The 23,194-nt window shown below is 65.0% G+C and carries 15 protein-coding genes; 10 read left to right on the forward strand and 5 right to left on the reverse strand.

Annotated elements, in window-relative coordinates:
* Nucleotides 1–79 precede the first annotated feature (79 nt).
* Together V5F77_RS00375 and V5F77_RS00380 are read right to left on the reverse strand one after the other, a co-directional pair.
* Nucleotides 80–2,443, reverse strand: a complete 2,364-nt coding sequence (locus V5F77_RS00375) for a L,D-transpeptidase family protein (protein ID WP_429003330.1) — start codon at nucleotides 2,441–2,443, stop codon at nucleotides 80–82.
* Nucleotides 2,444–2,556: 113 nt separating this feature from the next.
* Nucleotides 2,557–3,234, reverse strand: a complete 678-nt coding sequence (locus V5F77_RS00380) for a response regulator (RefSeq protein ID WP_429003331.1) — start codon at nucleotides 3,232–3,234, stop codon at nucleotides 2,557–2,559.
* A 188-nt stretch (nucleotides 3,235–3,422) separates the two neighbouring features.
* On the opposite strand from V5F77_RS00380, the gene V5F77_RS00385 reads away from it, so the two are divergent.
* From V5F77_RS00385 to V5F77_RS00400, 4 genes are all read left to right on the forward strand, one after another.
* Complete coding sequence (locus V5F77_RS00385; RefSeq protein ID WP_429003332.1) at nucleotides 3,423–5,255, forward strand: M3 family oligoendopeptidase; 1,833 nt, start codon at nucleotides 3,423–3,425, stop codon at nucleotides 5,253–5,255.
* Nucleotides 5,256–5,431: 176 nt separating this feature from the next.
* Nucleotides 5,432–5,587, forward strand: coding sequence for a hypothetical protein (locus V5F77_RS00390; RefSeq protein WP_429003333.1), 156 nt, complete (start codon nucleotides 5,432–5,434; stop codon nucleotides 5,585–5,587).
* 471 nt (nucleotides 5,588–6,058) lie between these two features.
* Entirely contained in the window at nucleotides 6,059–6,358 is a 300-nt protein-coding gene (locus tag V5F77_RS00395) for a hypothetical protein (RefSeq protein WP_429003334.1), read from the forward strand.
* Between the two features lie 288 nt (nucleotides 6,359–6,646).
* Nucleotides 6,647–7,240, forward strand: coding sequence for a hypothetical protein (locus tag V5F77_RS00400; protein WP_429003335.1), 594 nt, complete (start codon nucleotides 6,647–6,649; stop codon nucleotides 7,238–7,240).
* A 1,082-nt stretch (nucleotides 7,241–8,322) separates the two neighbouring features.
* Here V5F77_RS00400 and V5F77_RS00405 read toward each other — a convergent pair.
* Both V5F77_RS00405 and V5F77_RS00410 read right to left on the reverse strand, forming a co-directional pair.
* Complete coding sequence (locus tag V5F77_RS00405; RefSeq protein WP_449317016.1) at nucleotides 8,323–9,030, reverse strand: L,D-transpeptidase family protein; 708 nt, start codon at nucleotides 9,028–9,030, stop codon at nucleotides 8,323–8,325.
* A gap of 249 nt (nucleotides 9,031–9,279) precedes the next feature.
* Nucleotides 9,280–11,577 (reverse strand): transglycosylase domain-containing protein, encoded by a 2,298-nt coding sequence (locus V5F77_RS00410; RefSeq protein ID WP_429003336.1) that lies wholly within the window; start codon nucleotides 11,575–11,577, stop codon nucleotides 9,280–9,282.
* Nucleotides 11,578–11,773: 196 nt separating this feature from the next.
* Between V5F77_RS00410 and V5F77_RS00415 the strand changes: the two genes are divergently transcribed.
* Nucleotides 11,774–14,581 carry a [protein-PII] uridylyltransferase gene (locus V5F77_RS00415; RefSeq protein WP_429003337.1) on the forward strand — a complete coding sequence of 936 codons (2,808 nt, stop codon included), beginning with the start codon at nucleotides 11,774–11,776 and terminating at the stop codon, nucleotides 14,579–14,581.
* Nucleotides 14,582–14,728: 147 nt separating this feature from the next.
* Here V5F77_RS00415 and hemA read toward each other — a convergent pair whose 3' ends face one another.
* A complete protein-coding gene (gene hemA / locus V5F77_RS00420; protein WP_429003338.1) occupies nucleotides 14,729–16,015 on the reverse strand; it encodes a 5-aminolevulinate synthase in 1,287 nt (428 codons plus the stop codon).
* Nucleotides 16,016–16,841: 826 nt separating this feature from the next.
* Between hemA and V5F77_RS00425 the strand changes: the two genes are divergently transcribed.
* The 5 genes from V5F77_RS00425 (at nucleotide 16,842) to V5F77_RS00445 (ending at nucleotide 23,171) form a co-directional block, all read left to right on the forward strand.
* Entirely contained in the window at nucleotides 16,842–17,972 is a 1,131-nt protein-coding gene (locus tag V5F77_RS00425; RefSeq protein ID WP_429003339.1) for a type III PLP-dependent enzyme, read from the forward strand.
* 135 nt (nucleotides 17,973–18,107) lie between these two features.
* A complete protein-coding gene (locus tag V5F77_RS00430; RefSeq protein ID WP_429003340.1) occupies nucleotides 18,108–18,668 on the forward strand; it encodes a GNAT family N-acetyltransferase in 561 nt (186 codons plus the stop codon).
* A 434-nt stretch (nucleotides 18,669–19,102) separates the two neighbouring features.
* Entirely contained in the window at nucleotides 19,103–19,579 is a 477-nt protein-coding gene (locus tag V5F77_RS00435) for an RNA polymerase sigma factor (protein ID WP_429003341.1), read from the forward strand.
* A 75-nt stretch (nucleotides 19,580–19,654) separates the two neighbouring features.
* Nucleotides 19,655–20,641: a FecR family protein gene (locus V5F77_RS00440; protein ID WP_429003342.1), complete on the forward strand. Its 987-nt coding sequence runs from the start codon at nucleotides 19,655–19,657 to the stop codon at nucleotides 20,639–20,641.
* Nucleotides 20,642–20,738: 97 nt separating this feature from the next.
* Nucleotides 20,739–23,171 (forward strand): TonB-dependent siderophore receptor, encoded by a 2,433-nt coding sequence (locus tag V5F77_RS00445; RefSeq protein WP_429003343.1) that lies wholly within the window; start codon nucleotides 20,739–20,741, stop codon nucleotides 23,169–23,171.
* Nucleotides 23,172–23,194: the final 23 nt, after the last annotated feature.

A 23,194-nucleotide genomic window follows, 5' to 3' on the forward strand; every position in this document is an offset into this window, starting at 1 on the left:
AACGTGCTGGTTCCATGTGGCATCATTGTCACATGCAAGCTTGAAGTCAGCCACAATCAGGGACTTGATGGTATACGGGTCAGCGGGCTGCGGACTGAGGCCGGCCCGCCGCCACGGTTTGGCCACCCGATAGGCCGAGCTGCGCTTTGACCTTTTCGTTGATGCCATAGAGGTCGTCGCGCATTTGCAGCCGCCCGTTTTCGACGAAGGCGGTGAAATACACGAGATGCACGGGAATATGGTGCTTGAGGTTGATGTAGCGCTCCGCCCCGCCCAGCATCTTGCCGATGCGCGCATCGGTCCATTCGCCGGAGCCGAGACCGAGGTTGAAGATCAGTTCGCCGAACTTCAAAGGCTCCTGTACGCGGATGCAGCCATGGGAGAAGGCGCGCTTATCCTTGGTGAACAGGCTCTTCGACGGCGTGTCGTGCAGGTAGACCGACTGGTTGTTCGGGAACATGAACTTGATGCGCCCCAGGGCATTGCGATCGCCGGGAGGCTGACGGAAGGAATAGCCGCCGAGACCAGCCTGCCAATTCACCGAGCCGGGATCCACCACACGCCCATTGCGCACCACTTCCATGCCCTGGCGGGCGAGGAAGTAGGGATCCGCTTGGAGCTTCGGCAGCATTTCCTTGCGGGCGATGCTGGGCGGGATGTTCCAATAAGGATTGAGCACGACATATTCCATGTCGTGGCTCAGCAGCGGGGTCGGGGTTTCCGGCTTCCCCACCACCACGCGCGCCTCATGGACCTCGCGACCATCGTCATAGATGCGCACGAGGAACTCGGGGATATTCACCATGACCCGCGTCGTGCCGATGTCACGCGGCAGCCAGCGCCAGCGCTCCATATTGGCAATGATGTCCGAGGTGCGGTCCACGCCGACATAGGACGCCGCCAGATTGAAGGCCGCGACCGTACCGGCGCCGATGACGCCGTCCGGCTCAAGCCCGCTGCTGGCCTGGAACATTCTCACGGCGTCTGCAAGATCGGCGTCATAGCGGCGATCGCCGGCGGCGCGCAGACCAAGCCGGGTCCGCAACGCAGGCACGCGTGGGTCGATGTCGCCGGGCCTCAGGGTCGGCCCCGGCGCAATGCGCACCACCGGTGTCGAAGGCAGGGTACGGCTCGCGGCCAGTTGCGCCTTGAGCGCGCGATAGCCCTCGTGTGGGGGATTGTAGGCTTGCAGGGCGGCGCTCGCATCCGAGGTGGTGCTGAGATTGGAGAGCACCTCGTGCGCATCCGGGAAGCTCCGGGTCGGCTCCAGAAACTTTGAGATCCGGCTCGGATCGAACCGTCCCGCCTGAGCGTGCCGCGCATAGAGAAGGGCGGATGCGGCCAGCTTGAGTTCGGCCCGAGCCAGGGCCAGCGGGTCAGCGCCGGACGAGAGGCGGGGCCGGGCATAGTCGGTCGGCTCCAGCCCATCCTCGGCCGCGGCGACCAAGCGGGTCAGCACCGCCTTGCCACGCGTATTGAAGCCCGTGGCATCGACGAATACCGGCGCATCCATGCGCGCCGCATAGAAGCTGAGCAGGGCTTCCTGCTCCTTCGCCGAGCCGACCAGGGCATCGGCACCGGGCACCGCCAGCAGTTTTGCGATCTGCTCGGAGATGGGCGCGAGCGGATCCGCCGCGACCGCCGCAGGAGCAGGAGTAGCGGGCACGGGATTGGGGGCTGCGGCCTCATTGGGCACCTGCGCCGGGGTGGCCGGCACAGCGGGGGCTGCAGCCTGGGCCGGGGTGGTATCCACCGGCGGATGCGCGGGCATCGAAGCGGAGGATGATGAAGAGGAGGATGGGGAAGCGGCGCCGGCGGGCGCGGAATCGCTGGCCTGGGCGGCGCTGGTGGCCGACGCCTTTTCGGGCGCGACCGCATTGCGAACCGGAGGAGCCAGGGCGGCAGGCGGGGCCGTCAGTTGCTCGGTCGCGGGCTGGGCCATACGATCGATGGCGGCCTGCGGATCCTCCTTGGCAGCCTCGGCCGCAGGCGCGACGGACTTTGTGTCTGCGGCAGGCGTCGTGGCGGCAGGCGTCGTGGCGGCAGGCGTCTCGGCCACAGCCTTCGGCTCGGGCAAGGTCGCTTCCGCCGGCGCGGGGCGGATCGCATCGAGAATGCCTTCAACGCCCTGCGCCTGGGGTTTGGCCACGACGCTGGGGGCGGACGGCTGCTCGGTCGCGAGCTCGGCAGCGCTTGCCGGCGCTTGCCGCTCCGATTGCGGGCTCGCGGCGCCGGGCGCCGGGATCTGGCTGGAAACCGGAGCTGCGACGGAAACGCCTGATGATGCAGCACTTGGAGCCGGGCTCGGCGCGGATGGCGATGCCGTGCCCATGCCGGCATCGCCCATGACCGGGCTTTCCGCGATGCCGGCGGGCGCGCCGGCGATCAGCGCGCAGGCGAGGATGGCGGCTGTGGCAAATGCCTTCTTGTCCTGACGGCCCATCGGGGCTCTCCAATCCCTTGCCAACGCCAAACTTCCGCCCGAAGGGGAAGGTTGCGCGAGTGCCGCCGCGCATCAACTCACAAGCGTTGGCGTGTCGGTTTTTTCCACGTTTGCTACTCGGCAGCAACAGCCAGCGGGTGGTAAGGTTCCGCTACAGCTAGGCCGAGCGCGTTGAGCCGGCGATAGAGCGTCGATCGGCCGATGCCGAGCCGGCGGGCCACTTCGCTCATGCGCCCGCCATAAAGGCTCACCGCCGCGCGGATCGCTTCTTCCTCGATCTGCACGAGGGACCGCGCATGCCCTTGCGGGTCCAGCAGAGGCACCTGCGGAACGCTCTCTTCGCCCGCGGGCGCAGGCGCTTCGACGGGGGCCAGCGTCACGACATTGTGTCGGGACGCGCCGGCCTCCTCGTCGCGCCGGATCAGGCGCGCCAAGGTGACCGCATTGGTGATCGCTACCTGCAGGCGCACCGCGCCCACCGGCTTGACCACGAAGTCCCGTGCGCCAAGGCGGACCGCCGAGGCCACGGCTTCGAGCCCGGCGGCGGTGACGCAGGCCACCACGGGAACCGAGCAGCCACGCGCCTTCAAGGCGCCCAGCACTCCGAGCCCGTCCAGGCCCGGCAGGACCAGATCGAGCAGGACGCAGTCGAACGTCTCGACCGCGAGCCGCGCCAGGGCGGCGTCGCCGTCGCCGACGCTGGTGCACTCATAACCGAGATGGGCAAGGCTCGATTCGAGCCGGCGGCGTTCGAGAAGATCGTCTTCCACCAAAAGGATGCGAGGGGTCATGGCAATCCGATACGGCTGATTCGCCAAGCTTCGGCCAAGATGGTTAAGACAGATGTAACCTTCGCCGGCCCGGCCGCGGTTCGCTGGCGGGATCCAACCCGCCACGTCGCCGTTGAGGGGGCAGGCCCCACGCGCTATGACGTGCGGTGCAAAAGAGCGTTCGCCCTTTTTCCTGTTCTGGAGGTCTCATGCCCGGTTCCGCGACATTCGCACCCGCCGCCACCGCCGCCGCACCCGGCGCCGAGGCGCTGCCCGAATGGAACCTCACCGACCTCTATGCCGCCATGGACGCCCCCGAGCTGAAGGCCGACCTTGAAAAGGCGGACCTGGACTGCAAGGCGTTCGAGGAGGCCTACAAGGGCAAGCTCGCCGCCCTGCTCGCCGCCGCCGATGCCGGGGAGAAGCTGGCCGAGGCGCTCAAGCGCTACGAGGCCATCGACGACCTGCTCGGCCGCATCGCCTCCTATGGCAGCCTGGTCTATGCCGGCGATACCTCCGACCCCACCCGGGCGAAGTTCTACGGCGACATCCAGGAGCGCCTCACCGACGCCTCCACCCATCTGCTGTTCTTCACGCTGGAGATGAACCGGCTGGACGATGCCGCCCTTGAAGCCGCCATGGCAGTGGCCGCGCTCGGCCATTACCGGCCCTGGATCGAGGATCTGCGCGCCGACAAGCCCTATCAGCTCGAGGACCGGATCGAGCAGCTCTTCCACGAGAAGTCGAACCCCTCGCGTGGCGCCTGGAGCCGGCTGTTCGACGAGACCATGTCGGCCCTGCGCTTCACGGTGAACGGGCAGGAGCTGGCGATCGAGCCGACCCTCAACCTGATGCAGGACCCGCAGGAGAGCGTGCGCAAGGCGGCCGGCCTCGCGCTCGCCGACACGTTCGGCAAGAACCTGCGCCTGTTCACCCTCATCACCAACACCTTGGCCAAGGACAAGGAAATCTCCGACCGCTGGCGCGGCTTCACCGATGTCGCCGCCTCCCGCCATCTGGCGAACCGGGTGGAGAACGAGGTGGTGGATGCCATGGTGGCGGCCATCGGCGCCAGCTACCCGCGCCTCTCCCACCGCTATTATGCCTTGAAGGCCAAATGGTTCGGCAAGGACAAGCTGGAGTTCTGGGACCGCAACGCGCCGCTGCCCAAGGTCGCCACCCGCGACATCGGCTGGAGCGAGGCGCGCGACACCGTGCTCGGCGCCTACCGCACCTTCTCGCCCGCCATGGCCGACATCGCCGGCACCTTCTTCGAGAAGAACTGGATCGACGCGCCGGTGCGCCCCGGCAAATCGCCGGGCGCCTTCGCCCATCCCACCGTTCCCTCGGCCCACCCTTACGTGCTGCTGAACTACCAGGGCAAGCCGCGCGATGTGATGACGCTTGCCCATGAGCTGGGCCATGGCGTGCACCAGGTCCTGGCCGCCCGGCAGGGCGCGCTGATGGCGCCCACCCCGCTGACGCTGGCCGAAACCGCCTCCGTGTTCGGCGAGATGCTCACCTTCCGCCGCCTGCTGGCCCAGGCCGAAACGCCGCAGACCCGCAAGGTTATGCTGGCGCAGAAGGTGGAGGACATGATCAACACGGTGGTGCGCCAGACCGCCTTCTACACCTTCGAGCGGCACATCCACACCGAGCGGCGCCAGGGCGAACTGACCGCCGAGCAGATCGGGGCGATCTGGATGCAGGTGCAGACCGAAAGCCTCGGCCCGGCGATCCATCTCGGCGCCGGCTACGAGACCTTCTGGACCTACATTCCCCACTTCATCCACTCGCCTTTCTACGTCTATGCCTATGCCTTCGGCGATTGCCTCGTGAACTCGCTTTATGCGGTTTATGAGAAGGCGGCGGACGGCTTTGCCGAGCGCTATCTCGCCATGCTCTCCGCCGGCGGCACCAAGCACCATGCCGAGCTTCTGGCCCCGTTCGGCCTGGATGCCCGCGACCCCGCCTTCTGGCAGACCGGGCTCTCGCTGATCGAGAGCATGATCACCGAGCTGGAGCAGATGGAAGCGGCCTGAGGGCTTTGCGAACATTCGGCGGGAGGCGCGCCCCTCGCTTCGCCCCCGCCGCACCTTTGCTCGATCCTGAACCGGCGGGGCCGCTTGAGCGCGGCGCCGCCGTTTTTGCATGCGGCCCCGCCCGCCCCGCGCCGCCGCGCCCGAGGCCCTCGTCCGGGCGGGCCGACCGGATCGGCATGGGCGTTTTGGAATTCAAAGTCGTTTTGAAAAAAAATCCGGCGCCAAAAACCGGGATCGCCGCCGCCCCGACCCGCCCCGACCGCCCGCAAACCCAATGTTTGCGCCAAATGTTTCATGTGAAACATTTTCCCGGCCAAGAAGAACAGGCTTGAACATCGGCTTATTCGCGATGTTCCGCGGGGAAAAGGGGATGTTCTGGAGGAAGTTTTTTTGGGGGGTCTGGGTGAGGGGCTGTCTGGTGGGATATATGATGGACTTTTTCCCTGCGGATGCGAGTGACCGCCTTGCGCCGCTATGCCCGTCGTTCACACGAGCGGATTTGCTCCCTTATAGCGGTCGATCCGCTTCGCAAGCGACCGGGATGCTTGCCGCCCCCCTTATCATCCGTGGGCTGTTTATCCTGCTGAGGGGATGAGGCGAGGTCGAGCGTTCGGCTTGCGCCTTGGCCTGCTCGAGCGTTTCGCCGCCCCCAACGCCGCCCCGGCTGTCATGAGCGGTTATGTTGCTTAATGCTCCCCGGCAACGTCAATTTTATCACTCGATCTTGACGCCAAATATGAGTTGGTTGCATTCTATTTAAATGTGTAAATATCTACACGGCGCACGTACGCGTGGAGTAAGGCATGATGTCAGACGTTGAGAAATTGTCTTCACTGCTTTATCGAATCAACTCTAGCAAAGGCGACTGGATCGCAGAATTCGTTGCGGCTGCCATTTTTGAGGACGGGAAGCTTCGTGGCTTCCCAATGCAGCCAATTTTCGAGAATCTGACCGTTCAACAATTCATGGACTTCTTGAGTGCGCAAAGTCTAAAAGTACAGCTGGGCGAGCCCGGCGCGAGAGACATCTGGTTAAATCATTGGCCCTCGAATGGTCCTCACGGTTGCCGCTCGGAACCAAATTTTACTTGTATACCAACCTGAGAGCATTCTTCACTTGGCTCGGTCGCAGGGTCGCTGTCAGCCTCCTCCCCAACGCCTTGGAAAACCCTGGGTCTCGGTTAAGTTGACTCAGGAAGGGCACGAATGTTTAGTAGAAAACCTGTGGCGAACACGTGTGACGATCTTGTTGTGCTGCCAGCGCAAAACAACGGGCGCGTTCGGAACCAGAATTAAGACTAGAAGCCCATACCGCCACTAATTCTAACGCCAGAACATCGCTTGATTTAGCAGTAGAACCGAACCGATGCCCCCCGTCAGGAGGACACTTCGTTGACTGATGAATATGTTCAAAAAAATTCACTTTCATTCTCTGAATTTGTATCGCTGTCAAATCAGTCGGCGGAATTTAATCGTGGGCTCGCGGATGCAAAACTTCGCGAAATGTCGGGATATTTTACCTGGAGGTCGGAAAGTCCAGACTATGTTTACTTCGGTTTAAGTCCTTTCGCTTGCCCGAATACTCCCATTTACAAAGATGACATCGAAGCGATTAGGCCTGACGCTACCTTCCAATGCGGTGGGCCTTCCGGACAAATGTGGAGTGGAGTGATACTCTTAAAGGCGCGCTCGAACTTTGATTACTTCGAATTAAATCGGAGCTTCTTGGACGCGCTGCCGTTTGAAATGGATCAAAAATCTTTAGAGCACACCAATACATTTATTTGGTATTCTCTCGAATCTAATCTTAGGAAAGAGGCCCAAGGATTTCTGTGGGGGAAATGGTGCGATAGTATGAGTGACGTATGCACGGGTGTTGGGCTATATAAGCCTATAGACACGAGATACTTGATTCGATTTTTTCGTGTAGGATATTGTGCAGGAACGCAAATATTCCTTGCCGAAGTCCCAAAGTATGCCGCATAGCGTAAGGCGATTTTCTTGCCAAGATTCAATGAAAATGCTCGAGTTGCGTTAGAACGACGTAATCGTGAATTTATACTCGACGCGTAGCAAATGCCTTTTTAACCGTATGCCACACCACAAACCGCAATTTCATGGATCAAACTGCCCCAAATTGAAGCGCTGGGTGGAGGCATCGGAGTGCGGTAATGGTTCTAAAAGAGATTCGCGGGGAGCCATGCAGGAGAGCATCCTGTTATATTTTTCGCCATAGCAGCGGTTGGCAACATACCCATTTTGAGGGGCTGTGTTTACGTCCTATAGCGAAGTGTCGCTCGCTTTCGCCGCTCTACTGGCGTTTGCCATTTTGACCTTTCCGTGGTGTTTGTCGCTTTGCCACTTGCTCACTGTGGGATGGTAACTCCCTACGAAACGCTATTCATCATGATGCCGCTGTGTGGAATTTTGGGATACGTTCAGTGGGCGCGCGTCCTACCAGCCTTCTACAGAAGACGGCGCTAGTTCGGCTGCGCGGATTAGCCGGGCTTGAGGCGCAGTAGGGATTATTGCCTAATCTCCGGTTAGTGCTGATAGCGGCCGTGGGCGGGCCTCGGCGGTTCAACCGCTTTTGTCAATTTTTGTTCAGGAAGCGGCCAGTCCGCAAACGGCCCCTTTTCGGACGTTCAGTCGCACGCGTGTCAATGTCTGCGGTTGACGTAAGGCTGCTTCTGCAGGTGGTTTGGTGTCCCCCTCCCCAGCCCTCCCCCGCATGCGGGAGAGGGGGCGCCGAGAGAGCGGGAGAGAGCAAGAGGGAGAGCGGGCGCCGTCATCCTGCCTTCGCACATCCCCCTACCCCTCGCGCACCGGCTTGCCCTCCCCCCTTGCGGGGGAGGGATGGGAGGGGGGTGTCTTTCCGATTGTCCGAGATAGGGTGGTCTTGACCGCGCCAATACCCCCCTCCCCAACCCTCCCCCGCAAACGGGAGAGGGGGTGTCGAGAGAGCGGGAGGGGCCGCCGAGGGGGCGGGAGAGGGGAACGGTGCGGGTTTGACGAGAGATTTTTGCGCGGCCCGCGCCGGCGCGGGCCGGACCGGGAATCGACCGGCGCTAAGCCGTCAGGACGACCACCTTCGTTTTGACCGGCGTGCGGTCATACAGCTCGATCATGTCCTGGCTCAGCAGGCCGACGCAGCCGCTGGTGACGCCTGAGCCGATCGATTCGGGGTCGCTGGACGCATAGATCGTGTAGAGCGTGTAAACCCCGTTCTGATAGAGATGAAGCGTGCGGGCGCCGAGCGGGTTGTCGAGGCCGCCCGGCATGCCGTTGGCCCATTTGGCCGCTTCGGGCTGGCGCTTGATCATCTCCCGGGGCGGTGTCCAGGTCGCCCATTCGCTTTTGCGCCCGACATAGGCGTCACCGCTCCACAGGAACCCGGCGCGGCCGACATTGGCCCCATAGCGGGTGGCGGTTCCCTCGTCCTCGACCCGGTAGACGTAGTAATTGCTGGGATCGACGATGATCGTGCCGACCGCTTCCTTGGTCTCGTAGGGGACGGTCTTGCGGAAATATTTCGGATTGACCTTGGCGACTTCGACCGCCGGAATCGGGAATTTCTCATTGGGCAGCGGCCCGTAGACCTTCTGCGCCTCGGCAAGGCTCATGTAGTCGGATGACGCGCAACCGGTCAGCCCCAGGGCGCCGAGGCTGACGGCCGAGCCGACCAGAAACGACCGGCGGCTGAGAAGCCCCGCCCGTCCGGGCAGAGCCATCTCGCTCCTCTTGCCGGCATCGGCATTCTGATCGTCCATCATCATGATCTGGCTATGTCCCATTTCGTATTCCCGGCGAGACATGACTCCGGCATTGCCCCGCTGAGCGTCGTGCTGCGGTGAATTTGCCGTCACTCGGCCCGGCTGGCAAGCTCGTGCTGCGCAGGCAGGGTTGTCATGTACCAAAGTTGTCATGCACTAAAAGAGCCAGGGGCCGACTGTTGGCCCGCCGCCCCCTGTACCACACGTTCCCCACCCCGCCCCCCGCACGCGATAGAGGGGCGACGTCACCCCTCACCGTCTCCCACCCAAAAACGTATCCACGAACCAGCGGTCCAGCGTCATGGGTTCCTGCTGCTGGGGCTGGGGTTGCCCGGGGATCTGGCCGACCACCGCGGGCGGCGCCTCGTCGGGGATCACGCCGGGCGGAAAGGGCTGGCCGAACCCGGGGGAGCGGGCGCCGCCGGGCAGTTCCGCCAGGGGCACCCCCTGGTGCGCCACCTTCATGTAGCGGCTCCAGATCTCCGCCGGCAGATTGGCGCCGGACGCCTTCTTGGTGGGCGAGGAATCGTCATTGCCGAGCCACACGGCGGTGACGAAGCGGGCGGTGTAGCCGACGAACCAGGCGTCGCGATAATCCTGCGACGTGCCGGTCTTGCCCGCCGCGTCCCAGCCGGGAAGCTCGGCCCGCCGGCCGGTGCCGGAAATCAGCGTCTCCTCCATCATGTGGTTCATCATGGAGACGTATTCCGGCGCGATCACCCGGCCCGGCCCGGAGGTGGTGCGGGCATAGAGCATCTTGCCGTCAGCCCCCTTCACGCTGTCGATGACATAGGGAATGACGCCGATGCCGCCATTGGCGAACGGCGTATAGGCCGAGGCCAGTTCCAGCACCGAGACTTCCGAGGTGCCGAGCGCGATGGAAGGATTGGGATCGAGCGGAGAAACGATGCCGAGCCGCTTGGCGGTAGCGACGATCGCCTTCGGCCCCACTTCCAGCGCGAGCCGCACCGACACCGTATTGAGCGAGAGGGCGAGCGCGGTCTGCAAGGTCACGGGGCCGCGATATTCGTGGCTCGCGTTCTCCGGCCGCCAGCCCTTGAGCTGGATCGGCCCATCCTCGCGCACCGTGTCGGGGGTAAGGCCGCGCTCCAGCGCCGTGAGATAGACGAACGGCTTGAAGGCCGAGCCGGGCTGGCGGCGCGCCGTCACGGCGCGATTATACTGGCTGTCCTCATAGGAGCGCCCGCCCACCAGCGCCTTCACCGCCCCGTCGGTGTCGAGCGAGACCAGCGCCCCCTGCCCGACGCCGTATTTCCCGCCCGACTTCGCCAAGGTGTCGGTGACGGCGGCCTGGGCGGCGGATTGCAGGCTGGCATCGATGGTGGTGCGCACCGTCACGTCGCCGGACAATTCGCCCACATAGGAATCCATCTGGTCCATCACCCAATCGGCGACATAGCCGATGGATTGCGGGCCGGTGGGCTTGGCGACGGTGGCCGGGCGGGCGAGCGCGATCTTCGCCATGTCGGCGCTGATCAGCCCCTGCTCGCGCATGGCGCCGAGCACCAGGGCCGCGCGATCCTGGGCGGATTTCAGATTGCGCGTCGGCGCCAGGCGCGAGGGCGCGTTGACGATGCCGGCCAGCATCGCCGCTTCCGACAGCGTCACATTGCGCGCCGACTTGCCGAAATAGCGCTGGGCGGCCGCTTCCACCCCATAGGCGCCGGAGCCGAAATAGACCCGGTTCATATAGAGGTCGAGAATCTCCGACTTGGAGAATTTCTTCTCCAGCCACAGCGCCAGCACCACTTCCTGGATCTTGCGGGAGAAGGTGCGTTCCTGGGTCAGGAAGAGGTTTTTCGCCAATTGCTGGGTCAGCGTGGAGCCGCCCTGCCGCACCCGGCCGGAGGTGAGATTGGTGATGACCGCGCGGGCAAGGCCCAGCGTGTCGATGCCCCAATGATCATAGAAGCGCCGGTCTTCGATGGCGATGAACGCATTGGGGAGATAGGCGGGCAATTCCTTCAAGGGCACGGCGGCCCCGCCCATGTCGCCGCGCGTGGCGAGCGGCTTGCCGTCGGCCGCCTGGATCATCACGGTCGGCGGGCGCTTCGGCACCATGAGGGTCTGCATGGAAGGCAGCTTGGAGGCCTCGTAGGCGACGATGCCGGCCACCGCCAGCAGCCCCCACAGGCCGAGGATGAGCCCCCATTTGATCAGGCCGAACAGCGAGAACAGGCCCCGCCGGCGCCGGCGGGGCTTGGCGCGGGCGCTCTCGGCCCTGCGGCCGCGCGCGGGTTCAGCGGCGCGCTCGTGTCGGGTTTCGCTGCGCACGCTGGCGGCGCGGGACGGGCGACGGGCGACGGCGCTGTCCTCCTCATCATCGTCCGCGTCGCGGCCGAAATCGGGCTCGGCGCGCGTGCGGGCCTTGCCCTGCCCCGGCGCGGCGCGCGGTCCGCCGCGCGGCCTTTCCTCATGGGGAATGCCGCCCGGCCGGTCCGCGGCGTCGAGGCGAATGTCGAACAGGCTCTCCGGGCGCTCCAATAGAGGCTCCCGCCGTTCCCCTTCGCCTTTGCCTCTCCACGCCATTGATCATCCGTCCGCCGCTCGATGAGCAGACCTAAACGACCTTCGATTGCGGCCATTTAAGGGGCGGTTAATGGCGGGGGCGAAAAACCGTCCCCTCCCACGCCGCAGCGCGCCGTGACGGCGCCGCGCGATTGGGCTAAAGCGGATCATCGGCTCGCTTCCGGGCCGCAAGAATTCAGGCCGCCCGGTATCTGGCATGAGCACACTACGCATTCCCAAGGGTCACCGCACCATCGGCGAACCGTTCCTCGGCCGCCTCATGAAGTCCGAGGTTCTCGAGATCGCCAAGGCCCATGCAGGACGCGAGGTGGACTTGCGACGGGCCGTGGTGGCCCGGTTGAAACAGGCCCTCCAGCAAGGGAATGTGGAGGCCGAGCGGTTGCTGATGGAGGACGGCTGTGGGCGCTGCTGCGCGGTGCGCCTCTCCGCGCTGCAGGATGCGATCATCGCCGCCGTTCACGAAGTAGCGACCAGCGTCCTCTACCCCATCGACAACCCCTCGCGCGCCGAGCGCATGGCGGTGGTCGCGGTGGGCGGCTATGGGCGCGGCATGCTGGCGCCGGGCTCGGACACCGACATCCTGTTCGTGCTGCCGTACAAGCAGACCGCCTGGGGCGAGAGTGTCGCCGAGGCCATGCTCTACATGCTGTGGGATCTCGGCCTGAAGGTGGGCCACGCCACCCGCTCGGTGGACGAGTGCCTGCGGCAGGCCCGAGCCGACATCACCATCCGCACCTCGATCCTGGAAGCGCGCTTCCTGGTGGGCGACAAGGCGCTGTTCGACGATCTCGAAACCCGCTTCGACAAGGAAGTGGTGGAAGGCACGGCGGCGGAATTCGTCGCCGCCAAGATGGCCGAGCGCGAGGAGCGCCTGCGCAAGGCGGGCCAATCGCGCTATCTGGTCGAGCCTAATGTGAAGGACGGCAAGGGCGGCCTGCGTGATCTGCACACGCTGTTCTGGATCGCCAAATACGTCTACCGCGTGCGCTCCACCGGCGAACTGGTCTCCAAGGGCGTGTTCACCCGCGAGGAGGCCCGCCTGTTCACCCGCTGCGAGGATTTCCTGTGGTCGGTGCGCTGCCACCTGCACTTCCTCACCGGCCGGCCGGAGGAGCGCCTCTCCTTCGATCTGCAGCGCGAGATGGCCCAGCGCCTCGGCTATACCGAGCATCCCGGCCAGCGCGACGTCGAGCGCTTCATGAAGCATTATTTCCTGGTGGCGAAGGATGTGGGCGATCTCACCGCCATCCTCTCCGCCGGGCTGGAAGCGCGCCATGAAAAGCCGGTGCCGGGCCTCAAGGGCATGGTGGACCGGCTGCGCAGCAATGGCCGGCGCACCAAGCTGAAGGACAGCGCGGACTTCGTCATCGACACCGAGCGGCTCAATGTGGCCGACGATCAGGTGTTCGCCCGCGATCCTGTGAATTTCCTGCGCATGTTCCACATCGCCGACAAGCGCAACCTCGCGCTTCACCCGGACGCCATGCGCCTCGCGGCAAGCTCGCTGACACTGATCGACCACAAGCTGCGCGAGAACCCGGAGGCGAACCGGCTGTTCCTGGAGATCCTGTGCTCCAAGAACGTGCCGGAAACCGTGCTGCGGCGGATGAACGAGGTGGGCGTGCTCGGCCGCTTCCTGCCGGAATTCGGCAAGGTGGTCGCCATGATGCAGTTCAACATGTACCACCATTACACGGTGGACGAGCACCTGCTGCGCTGCATCGGCATCCTCTCGGAAATCGAGCGCAACACCAACCCCGAGAATGCGCTCGCCAACGAATTGATGGCGACGCTCAAGCCCCAGCGCCACCTGCTCTATGTGGCGCTGCTGCTGCACGACATCGCCAAGGGCCGGCCCGAGGACCATTCCATCGCCGGCGCCCGCGTGGCGCGCCGCGTGTGCCCGCGCCTCGGCCTCAGCGCCGCCGAGACGGAAACCGTGGCCTGGCTGGTGGAGCAGCATCTGGTGATGTCCACGGTGGCCCAGTCGCGCGACCTCTCGGACCGCCGCACGATCGAGAATTTCGCCGCCGTGGTGCAGAATCTCGACCGCATGAAGATGCTCACCATCATCACCACGGCGGATATCCGCGCGGTGGGGCCGGGCACCTGGAACGGCTGGAAGGCCCAGCTCCTGCGCACGCTCTATTACGAGACCGAGCCGATGCTGACGGGCGGCTTCTCGGAGGTGGATCGCGGCAAGCGGGTGAAGATGGCGCAGGCCCAGCTTCGCCATGCCCTGAGCGACTGGAGCGAGGAGGCGGTGAACGTCTATTCGGCGCGGCACTATCCCTCCTATTGGCTGCGCACGGACCTCGACACCAAGGTGCGGCACGCCCGCTTCATCACCGAGATGGAAGCCGCCGGGCAGACCCTCACCACCCATGCCGATGTCGAGCCGGAGCGCGGCATCACCGAGCTGACGGTGCTGGCCCCCGATCATCCCAAGCTGCTGTCGGTGATCGCCGGCGCCTGCGCGGCGGCGGGCGCGAACATCGTCGATGCGCAGATCTCCACCACCACCGACGGGCTGGCGCTGGACACCATCGCCATCCGCCGCGCCTTCGACCGCAACGAGGACGAAGAGCGGCGCGCCCAGCGCATCCAGGTCTCGATCGAGAAGGCGCTGACCGGCGAGGTGCGCCTGCCGGAAGTCATGGCGCGCAAGCTGCCGAAGGCGCGGCGCACCTTCTCGGTGGAACCGGAAGTGACGGTCAACAATGCCTGGTCGAACCGCCACACGGTGGTGGAGGTGTCCGGCCTCGACCGGCCCGGCCTGTTGTTCGAACTCACCAATACGCTGTCGCGGCTCAATCTGAACATCGCCTCGGCCCATGTGGCGACGTTCGGCGAGCGGGCGGTGGACGTGTTCTATGTCACCGATCTGATGGGCGCCAAGATCACCGGGGCCGCACGCCAATCGGCGATCCGGCGTGCGCTGATCACGGTGTTCGAGGGCTCGTTCGACGAGGAAGAGCCGCCGCGCCGGGCCATTCCGGCCTGAGGCCAAGATACCCCAAGAGGGCGAACGCCGCTTGCGGCGCGCTGGAAGCAGCGCGCTCAGGATCAACGCGCACGCCACTGCCGCTCAAAACGAAATCGGCCGGGACAAGCCCGGCCGATGAGGAGATGCGCGCTTAAATCTCGAAGATCAGCCGCCGGCGATCGGCAGCGGGATCGCGGAGGCGGCGGCGCCCGCGACCGCCCGCATCGGACGCTCGGCAACACCGGTGCGCACGCGCGGCAGATCCAGGCGCGACCACACGTCGGTGAGGGCTTCCGCCAATTGGGCGATCAGCTTGTCGTCGTGATAGGGGGTCGCGGTGATGCGCAGACGCTCCGTGCCGCGCGGCACGGTGGGATAATTGATGGGCTGGATATAGATGCCGTGCTCGGCCAGCAGCACGTCGCACGCGGCCTTGCAGGCCTTGGCGTCGCCCACCATGACCGGGACGATATGGGTCGGGGTTTCCATCAGCGGCAGGCCGGCGGCGGTGAGCGCCGCCTTGACCTTGGCCACCTGGGCGCGCTGACCGTCGCGCTCGGCCTGGGAATTCTTCAGATGCCGCACGGAGGCCGTGGCGGCGGCGGCGACCGCGGGCGGCAGGGCGGTCGTGAAGATGAAGCCCGGCGCATAGGAGCGCACCGCGTCCATCACCACCCGGCGGCCGGTGAGATAGCCGCCGATGACACCGAACGCCTTGCCGAGCGTGCCTTCGATCACGTCCACCCGGTGCATGACGCCCTCGCGCTCGGCAACGCCGCCGCCGCGCGGGCCGTACATGCCGACCGCATGCACTTCGTCGAGATAGGTCATGGCGCCGTAGCGCTCCGCCAGATCGCAGATGGCGGCGATGGGGGCGATGTCGCCGTCCATGGAATAGACGCTCTCGAACACCACCAGCTTGGGCCGGTCGCCTGCCGCCTGAAGCAGCTCTTCGAGATGGGCGAGGTCGTTGTGGCGGAAGATGGCCTTCTGCCGCCCGCCGCGCCGCACGCCCTCGATCATGGAATTGTGGTTCAGCTCGTCCGAGATCACCACGCAATCGGGGATCAGCTTGACGATGGTGGAGATGCCGGTCTCGTTCGAGACATAGCCGGACGTGAACACAAGGCCCGCGTCTTTGCCGTGGAGATCGGCGAGTTCGCGCTCAAGCTGGACGATTTCGTGGCTGTTGCCCGAAATGTTGCGCGTGCCGCCGGCCCCGGCGCCGCGCTTCGACACCGAGTCGCGCATCGCTTCGATGACGACGGGGTGGCATCCCATGCCGAGATAATCGTTGGAGCACCAGACGACGATTTCACGCGGACCGCCGCCCGAATGCCAGATGGCACGGGGGAAGCGCTCGGCCTTGCGCTCGATTTCGGCGAAGGTCCGATAGCGACGCTCGCGACGCAGGGCGTCGACAGCGACGCTAAAGAATTGATCGTAGTCCATGGAAAACCCAGTCAAGGGGTGCAACACAGGGCGAAGTTCATCGGCAAACGCGAATTCGTCTAATCGTAGACGGCCACATTGCTCTCTCCCTTGACCTCGATCAAGGGGTGTGCCTGACGCGCGGCGATCCAACGCATTTTATGCATTCGTTTTAGCAATTCGGCTCGCGATCCCGTGAACACGGGACGCACCTGCCCAAGCGTCGACAAACCCTTGGCGCTCAAACGTTCAGTCGCCTAATAATTGTGTCGCAAAATGGAACGGAAATTCATCAAATTGCCGCTTGCGAAGGCGGACGTTTTCTCATACATCCACCTCTGCCCAATTTCGCACGTGCCTGTGGTTGCGTGCCGATCGGCGGAAGTCCGGACAAGAGGCCGGAAAGCCGCCAGGACGATCGGTAGCCGGAGGGAACCGGCCCACCCTGCTCTCAGCAGGGGACGTGACTTGAAGCAACGACGTAGCGGGCTTTTTTGGTCTCGGTCGGCCCTCCAAAGGTCGGCGTTACTAAAGAGGCACTACATCTTGCCGGCCGTGCGGAGCGGGACTTCCCTCTCCAAGCGCGCGCATTTCTAAAACACCCTAGCTGTGGCTCGCGCCCTGGCCGGGAAGGAAATGCCGTTCGGTTCGATGATGCGGCCGGTTTGTGACCGGCGAAGCGGGTACGGCCCGTTGGGAGAATGGCGCGTCCAAACCGCCCTTGTCCCGCGTGTGCGTGCCCCGGGCAGGCCCCGACTCGCGGCGATGGCGCCGCGGCAAAGGCCTTCCCGTCCTGTCGTCGCGCGGGCAACCGCGCTTCACGAGGCTTCAGGTCACGGAGGACACCATGACCGATCGCATCCGCGAATTTCTCAAGACCCGACGCGAAGACGGCCCCTGCGTCGTGGTTGACCTCGATGTCGTGCGCGCCAATTACGCGGCGTTCAGCCATGCCCTGCCCGATACCCGCGTGTTCTATGCGGTGAAGGCCAATCCCGACGCCGCCATTCTCATGGCGCTCGCGGAGCTTGGCTCCTGCTTCGATTGCGCCTCGGTGGGCGAGATTGAAATGGTGATGGCCGCCGGCGCAGGCGCCGAGCGCATCTCGTTCGGCAACACCATCAAGAAGGAACGCGACGTCGAGCGCGCCCATAAGCTGGGCGTGCGCCTGTTCGCGGTCGATTCCTACGAGGAAGTCGAGAAGATCGCCCGCGTCGCTCCCGGTGCCAAGGTGTTCTGCCGCATCCTGTGCGACGGCGCCGGCGCTGAATGGCCGCTGTCGCGCAAGTTCGGTTGCGAACCCGAAATGGCCGCCGACGTGCTGGAGCACGCCCATCGCCTGGGCCTCACCGCCCATGGCGTCTCCTTCCACGTGGGCTCGCAGCAGAAGAATGTGAACGCCTGGGACCAGGCGCTCGCCTCCGCCGCCGGCATCTTCCGCGAATGCGCCCTGCGCGGCATCTCGCTCTCCATGGTCAATCTCGGTGGCGGCTTCCCCACCAAATATCTCCAGGACGTGCCGGCCGCTGCCGCCTATGGCGAAGCGATCTTCGATTCGCTGCGCAAGCATTTCGGCAATGAAATTCCGCAGACCATCATGGAGCCGGGTCGCGGCATGGTCGGCAATGCCGGCCTGATCGAGACCGAGGTGGTGCTGATCTCCAAGAAGGCCGAAAGCGATACGCTGCGCTGGGTCTATCTCGACATCGGCAAGTTCGGCGGCCTCGCCGAGACCATGGACGAGGCGATCCGCTATCCCCTGCGCACCCCGCGCGACGGCGACGACACCACCGCCTGCGTGCTTGCCGGCCCGACCTGCGATTCGGCCGACGTGATGTATGAGAAGACCCCGGTTCACCTGCCGGTGTCCCTCGCCATCGGCGACAAGATCCTCATCGAGGCTTGCGGCGCCTATACCACCACCTATTCGGCGGTGTCCTTCAACGGCTTTCCCCCGCTGAAGTCCTACGTGATCTGAACCTCACGCTTCCGTACCGACCCGCTGCCCTCGCTTGAGAGGGCGGCCAGTGCCGCGCCGCACCCCGCCGAGGGGGACGCGATTGCGCGCGGGTCGGCGTCTTTCGGCTTTCCGGTTGTGGCACAGGAGGTGCTGATGACTGAGATCGTTGCTGAAAAATGGGAAGAGATCGCCGCACGCGAGGCGCTCTTAGACCTGTGCCTGGGGCCGGCCCGGTTCGAGAAATCCTCGGAGCGGCTGCGGGAAGACCGTCTGCCGGCGGACGGATTGTCGCTGGCCACCCACGGGCCGGACGGGCGCCTCGCGGCGACCGTGCGGCTGTGGCATGTGACGGCGGGCCCCGGCAAGCCGGCCCTGCTGCTCGGCCCGCTGGCGGTGCATCCCTGGTTCCGCGCGCGCGGCCTCGGGGGCGACATGATGCGCGCCGCGCTGGCCACGGCCGAGGCGCAGGGCCACGGCGCCGTGCTGCTGGTGGGCGATGCGCCTTATTACCAGCGCTTCGGCTTTTCCGCCCGCCTGACCGGCGATCTCTGGATGCCCGGCCGCTACGATCCCAAGCGCCTGCTGGCTCTGGAGCTGAAGCCCGGCGCGCTCAACGGCGCGCGCGGTCTCATCAGCCCCACCGGCGCGATCGAGGCCAAGCCCTCGCTGGCCGACCTCATCGCCCGCGCCGAGGGGATGAAGCGCTCCGCCTGACGCGCTCTTCCCACCTGCGGGGCGCCTGTTTTTTCAGAATAGCGGTCTCCGGGTCCACCCCGGAGACCCACGAAGGCCGCATCGCCTTGCCCCCGCACACGACGGCCTAAGATTTCGGAGGTATTTGGAAACCGTAACACCTGACCGAACCCGGCCGCAGTGCCGCCTCGCCGAACCGCGGACACGTCGGATATGTTTCTGTCCGGGCAGGACTGTTAGGCTCCACTGCTGCCCGCTTCACCACTAACCGCAAGCAGGAAAACCGATTTTCGGACTCGGCCACGCGCGCCGCGCAGCCGACCTCCGCCCACCTTAGATTCACTCTAAATTATTGATATTGCAGCGCTATTTTTAGTCACGTAAGTGTGAGACCGAGATTGAGCGTCCCCCAATGCGGCGGATGAGGTTCCCACACCGTGACTTCCGAGCTGAAAATGGCGTTCCAGGCCCTTGGGCCTGAACTGAGGGGCTATCTCAGGCGCCGGCTCGGCGACCCGCATCTGGCGTCCGATCTGGTGCAGGACACGTTCTTGCGCGTGATCGAGCGACCCGAAACCCGGGTGCAGGATTTCCGCGCCTATCTCTACACCATCGCCCGCCATCTCCTGCTCAACCACCAAAAGCAGGAGGCGCGGCGCCGCACCGAGAGCGTGCCGCACGAATGGTTCGGCGACATCGCCGCCGACGCGCCGACGCCCGAGGATGCCGCCGATGCCAGGCTTCAGCTTGAGCGGCTCCAGCGCTTCGTCGGGGAGCTGCCGGTCCGTACCCAGCAGATTTTCGTGCTCAATCGCATCGACGGGCTGACCCATGTCGAGGTGGCGCGCGCGCTGAAGATTTCGGAAAGCGCGGTGCAGAAACATCTCGCGATGGCAATCCAGCACATGACGCAACGGCTCAGATCGCGCTAGATCATCCAAACTTTACGGTGTTTCGCCCCGTCGGTTGTCTTCACTCGCGAGGACCGCAACCGATGGCGCTGTTTCATGGATGACGACGTGAACGAGGATCGATCGTCGGACGCGGACCGGCGCGCCGCCGAATGGGTGGCCCGCCTCGACGGACGACCGCTCGATGATGCCGAGCGCGAGGCGTTTCGGCGCTGGCTGGAGGCCCATCCCGACCATCGCCCGGCATTCGACGAGGCACACCGGGCCTGGCGCAGCCTGGATCTGCTGCGGGCGGATCCTGGCCCGCTGCGCAGCGTTCCGCGCCCCTCCGCCAAGACGCGCGTCAGCCGCGCGGGGATGGCCGGCATCGTCTCCGTGCTGGTGCTCGGCCTGCTGGGCCTGCGCTATCAGATCGGCGATCCCTGGATCGCCTTTGCCGCCGACTGGCGCACTGAGCCGGGACAGGTGCGGCAGGTCGAGCTGGACGACGGCAGTATGGTCGATCTTGGACCCGACAGCGCCCTCGCCTTGCATTTCAGCGCGAGCGAGCGGCGGGTGACGTTGCTCGCGGGCGAGGCCTTCTTTCAGGCCGCGCCACGCGCGGGGGCCGAGCGCCGCCCCTTCGTCGTCGACGCCGCCAATGGCACGACAACCGCGCTCGGCACGCAATTCCTCGTCGAGGAGCGCGACGGCGGCGCCCGGATCACCGCCGTCGAACATCGCATCGAGGTCGCGCTGCACACGCCGGAGCAAGCCACGCAAAGCGCCGTGCTCTCCCCCGGCGATACCGTTCAATACCACCTTCGCGGCGGCCTCGGCCGGGTCGACACGGTCGATGTCGAGCAGGTCACCGCTTGGCGAAAGGGATTCCTGGTGTTCGATTCCGTGCCGCTGGAAGAGGTGGTGCGCCAGCTCAACCGCTACCGGCGCGGCCGCATCATCGTCGCCAATCCGCAGCTCGCCCAGCGCCGCGTCAGCGGCGTGTTCGCGACCCGCGATCTCAACGACGTCATCCGCACCATCACCGCAGAACTCGGCGCCAATGCCTCTTCGCTGCCGCCGCTGGTGACCCTGCTCTATTGAGCGCGAACTTTTTTTACGGTGTTTCGCCCTCCCGGTTGTCTTCCCCCCAAGAGCTGCGTCGCGCAGGGCGCGCCGACACGACAGGGGTAAGCGGGATATGGCTGAGAAGAAGCATGGCGCGGGTGCTCCCGCGCGACGTCGCGGGCTGGCGGTCGGTCTGGTGTCCGGGCTTCTCGCCTCGGTGGCGCTCCCTGGTTTCGCGCTGGCCCAGCAGCCGAGCGCCCGCGCCGCGGCCCCCGCCCGCATCGCCTTCGACATCCCCGCGCAGGATCTCAATCGCGGCGTGCTGAAATTCGCCCAGCGCGCCGGCGTGCAGGTGTTCTACGACACCGCCAAGCTCGGCGGGCGCCGGTCCTCGGCGGTCGCCGGCACCTTCACCCCGCAGGAAGCGCTGGATCGCATGTTGGCCGGCACCGGCCTCGTCTATCGCTTCACGGCCCCGAACCAGGTGACCATCCTCGATCCCAACGCCGCCGGCGCGGGCACCAACGGTGGTGCAGCGGCCGGCGCGATCGAGCTTGGCACCATCGATGTGCAGGGCAGCGGGACGGTCGGCTATGTCGCCGCCAACAGCACTGTCGGCACCAAGACCGATACCCCGCTGATCGAGACGCCACAGTCGATCACCGTCGTCACCCGCCAGGAACTCAACGACCGCAACGTGCAGACCCTCACCGAGGCGGTCGCCTATACGCCCGGCGTGCGGACCGGGCAGAGCGGCTTCGACCCGCGCTTCGACGCCTTCTCGATCCGTGGCTTCGACGTCACCTATAACGGCATCTATCGCGACGGGCTGCGCCTGCCCGGCGCCAATATGTCGATCTTCAAGGTCGAGCCCTATGGCGTGGAGAGCGTGACGGTGCTGCGCGGCCCAAGCTCGGCGCTCTATGGCCTCGGTTCGCCTGGCGGCCTCGTCGACATCACCTCGAAGCGCCCGGTGGACAAGAATTTCGGCGAAGTCGAAGTCCAGGCCGGCAATTATGATCTCTGGCAGGGCCAGTTCGATGTCGGCGGGCGGCTCGATAAGGATGGCGAGTTCCTCTACCGGCTCACCGGCGTGCTGCGCGATGCGGGCGCGCCCAACACGCTGGGCGGCGGGGTCAACGATATGACCTTCATCGCCCCGGCGCTGACCTGGAAGCCGAACGACCAGACCAAGATCACTTTCCTCGGCGAGTATCAGGACTCCGAGACGCCGGCCTCCCTGCCCTATTACGGCTGGACCGGCACCGGCAATCAAAGCTTCCGGCGCAGCTATGGCGACTACAATAGCCAGCAGCAGACGCAATACCGGCTGGGCTACCTCGCCGAGCACGAGTTCGACAGCATCTTCACGATCCGCCAGAACCTGCGCTATGGCAGCGCCGATACCTCGGTACGCTATAATGGCGTCTCGGTCGTCGACACCGCCACCAGCACCGCCAGCCGCTACACCGGCTATGTCCACGACATCATGGACTCCTTCGTCGTCGACAATCAGGTGCAGGCGGATTTCACCGCCGGCGGCGTCGAGCACAAGCTTCTGGTCGGGCTCGACTATTCCTATCTCTCGCTCGACGGGGGCATCGGTTACGGCTCGGCCTCGGATGTCTATCTGCCGACCGGCCAGGCGCTCGGACCGACCTATGATCCCGAGCTGAATGCGTCACGCTACCGGCAGAAGCAGAACCAGCTCGGCCTTTATGTCCAGGAGCAGGCCAAGCTCGCCGGTTGGATCCTGACCCTGACCGGCCGCAAGGACTGGGTAAATACCGAGAGCGACGATCTACTCGATGGCAGTTCCGAGTCGATCACCGACAGCGCGTTTACCGGGCGCGTCGGCCTCACCTATCTCTTCAGCAACGGCATCGCGCCCTACGTCAGCTATGCGACGTCTTTCGCGCCCAATCTCGGCGTGGACATCAACGGCACCGCCTTCTCCCCCACCACCGCCAAGCAGATCGAAGGCGGGGTGAAGTATCAGCCGGCCGGCTTCGACGGCTATTTCGCCGCCTCGATCTTCCAGATCAACCAGGACAACGGCCTCGTCACCGACGACGAGAACCCGCTCTACCAGGTCCAGACCGGCGAGGTGCGCGGGCGCGGCTTCGAATTCGAGGCGGTCGCCAATGTCGGGGCGGGATGGAAGGTGCGCGGCGCCTATACCTATCTCGACCTCAAGAATGTTGCAGGCACCGCCGAGACCATCGGGCTCACGCCGTCCGGCACGCCGGAGCACAGCTTCTCGGTCTGGGGCGACTACCAGTTCCAGCCGGGTACCCCGCTCGCCGGGCTCGGCGTCGGGGCGGGCGTGCGCTACATCGGCGCGTCCTGGGGCAATTCGCTCAATACGTTCCAGAACTCGGCCGCTACCCTGGTCGATGCCAAGCTCAGCTATGATTTCGGCTATCTCAATAACCGCCTGAAGGGCTGGAGCGCGCAGGTCAACGCCCAGAACCTGCTGGATGAGGAATATACCACCTGCGATGTCGGCTATTGCTATCTGGGCGCGCCGCGAACCGTTATCGCCGGGTTGAAGTACCGCTGGTAGGGCCCGCCGTGCCCATTGCCAGC

Origin of the sequence: Roseixanthobacter psychrophilus, assembly GCF_043195195.1 — a bacterium.
Classification (GTDB): domain Bacteria; phylum Pseudomonadota; class Alphaproteobacteria; order Rhizobiales; family Xanthobacteraceae; genus NCEH01.

Excerpts from the sequence above, each read along its gene's own strand:
- V5F77_RS00425 (WP_429003339.1), top strand. The coding sequence starts at position 16,842 with ATGACCGATCGCATCCGCGAATTTCTCAAGACCCGACGCGAAGACGGC.
- V5F77_RS00385 (WP_429003332.1), top strand. The coding sequence starts at position 3,423 with ATGCCCGGTTCCGCGACATTCGCACCCGCCGCCACCGCCGCCGCACCC.
- V5F77_RS00445 (WP_429003343.1), top strand. The coding sequence starts at position 20,739 with ATGGCTGAGAAGAAGCATGGCGCGGGTGCTCCCGCGCGACGTCGCGGG.
- V5F77_RS00405 (WP_449317016.1), bottom strand. The coding sequence starts at position 9,030 with ATGATGATGGACGATCAGAATGCCGATGCCGGCAAGAGGAGCGAGATG.
- V5F77_RS00375 (WP_429003330.1), bottom strand. The coding sequence starts at position 2,443 with ATGGGCCGTCAGGACAAGAAGGCATTTGCCACAGCCGCCATCCTCGCC.
- V5F77_RS00435 (WP_429003341.1), top strand. The coding sequence starts at position 19,103 with ATGGCGTTCCAGGCCCTTGGGCCTGAACTGAGGGGCTATCTCAGGCGC.
- V5F77_RS00380 (WP_429003331.1), bottom strand. The coding sequence starts at position 3,234 with ATGACCCCTCGCATCCTTTTGGTGGAAGACGATCTTCTCGAACGCCGC.
- V5F77_RS00415 (WP_429003337.1), top strand. The coding sequence starts at position 11,774 with ATGAGCACACTACGCATTCCCAAGGGTCACCGCACCATCGGCGAACCG.
- hemA (WP_429003338.1), bottom strand. The coding sequence starts at position 16,015 with ATGGACTACGATCAATTCTTTAGCGTCGCTGTCGACGCCCTGCGTCGC.
- V5F77_RS00430 (WP_429003340.1), top strand. The coding sequence starts at position 18,108 with ATGACTGAGATCGTTGCTGAAAAATGGGAAGAGATCGCCGCACGCGAG.
- V5F77_RS00395 (WP_429003334.1), top strand. The coding sequence starts at position 6,059 with ATGATGTCAGACGTTGAGAAATTGTCTTCACTGCTTTATCGAATCAAC.
- V5F77_RS00390 (WP_429003333.1), top strand. The coding sequence starts at position 5,432 with ATGGGCGTTTTGGAATTCAAAGTCGTTTTGAAAAAAAATCCGGCGCCA.
- V5F77_RS00440 (WP_429003342.1), top strand. The coding sequence starts at position 19,655 with ATGGATGACGACGTGAACGAGGATCGATCGTCGGACGCGGACCGGCGC.
- V5F77_RS00410 (WP_429003336.1), bottom strand. The coding sequence starts at position 11,577 with ATGGCGTGGAGAGGCAAAGGCGAAGGGGAACGGCGGGAGCCTCTATTG.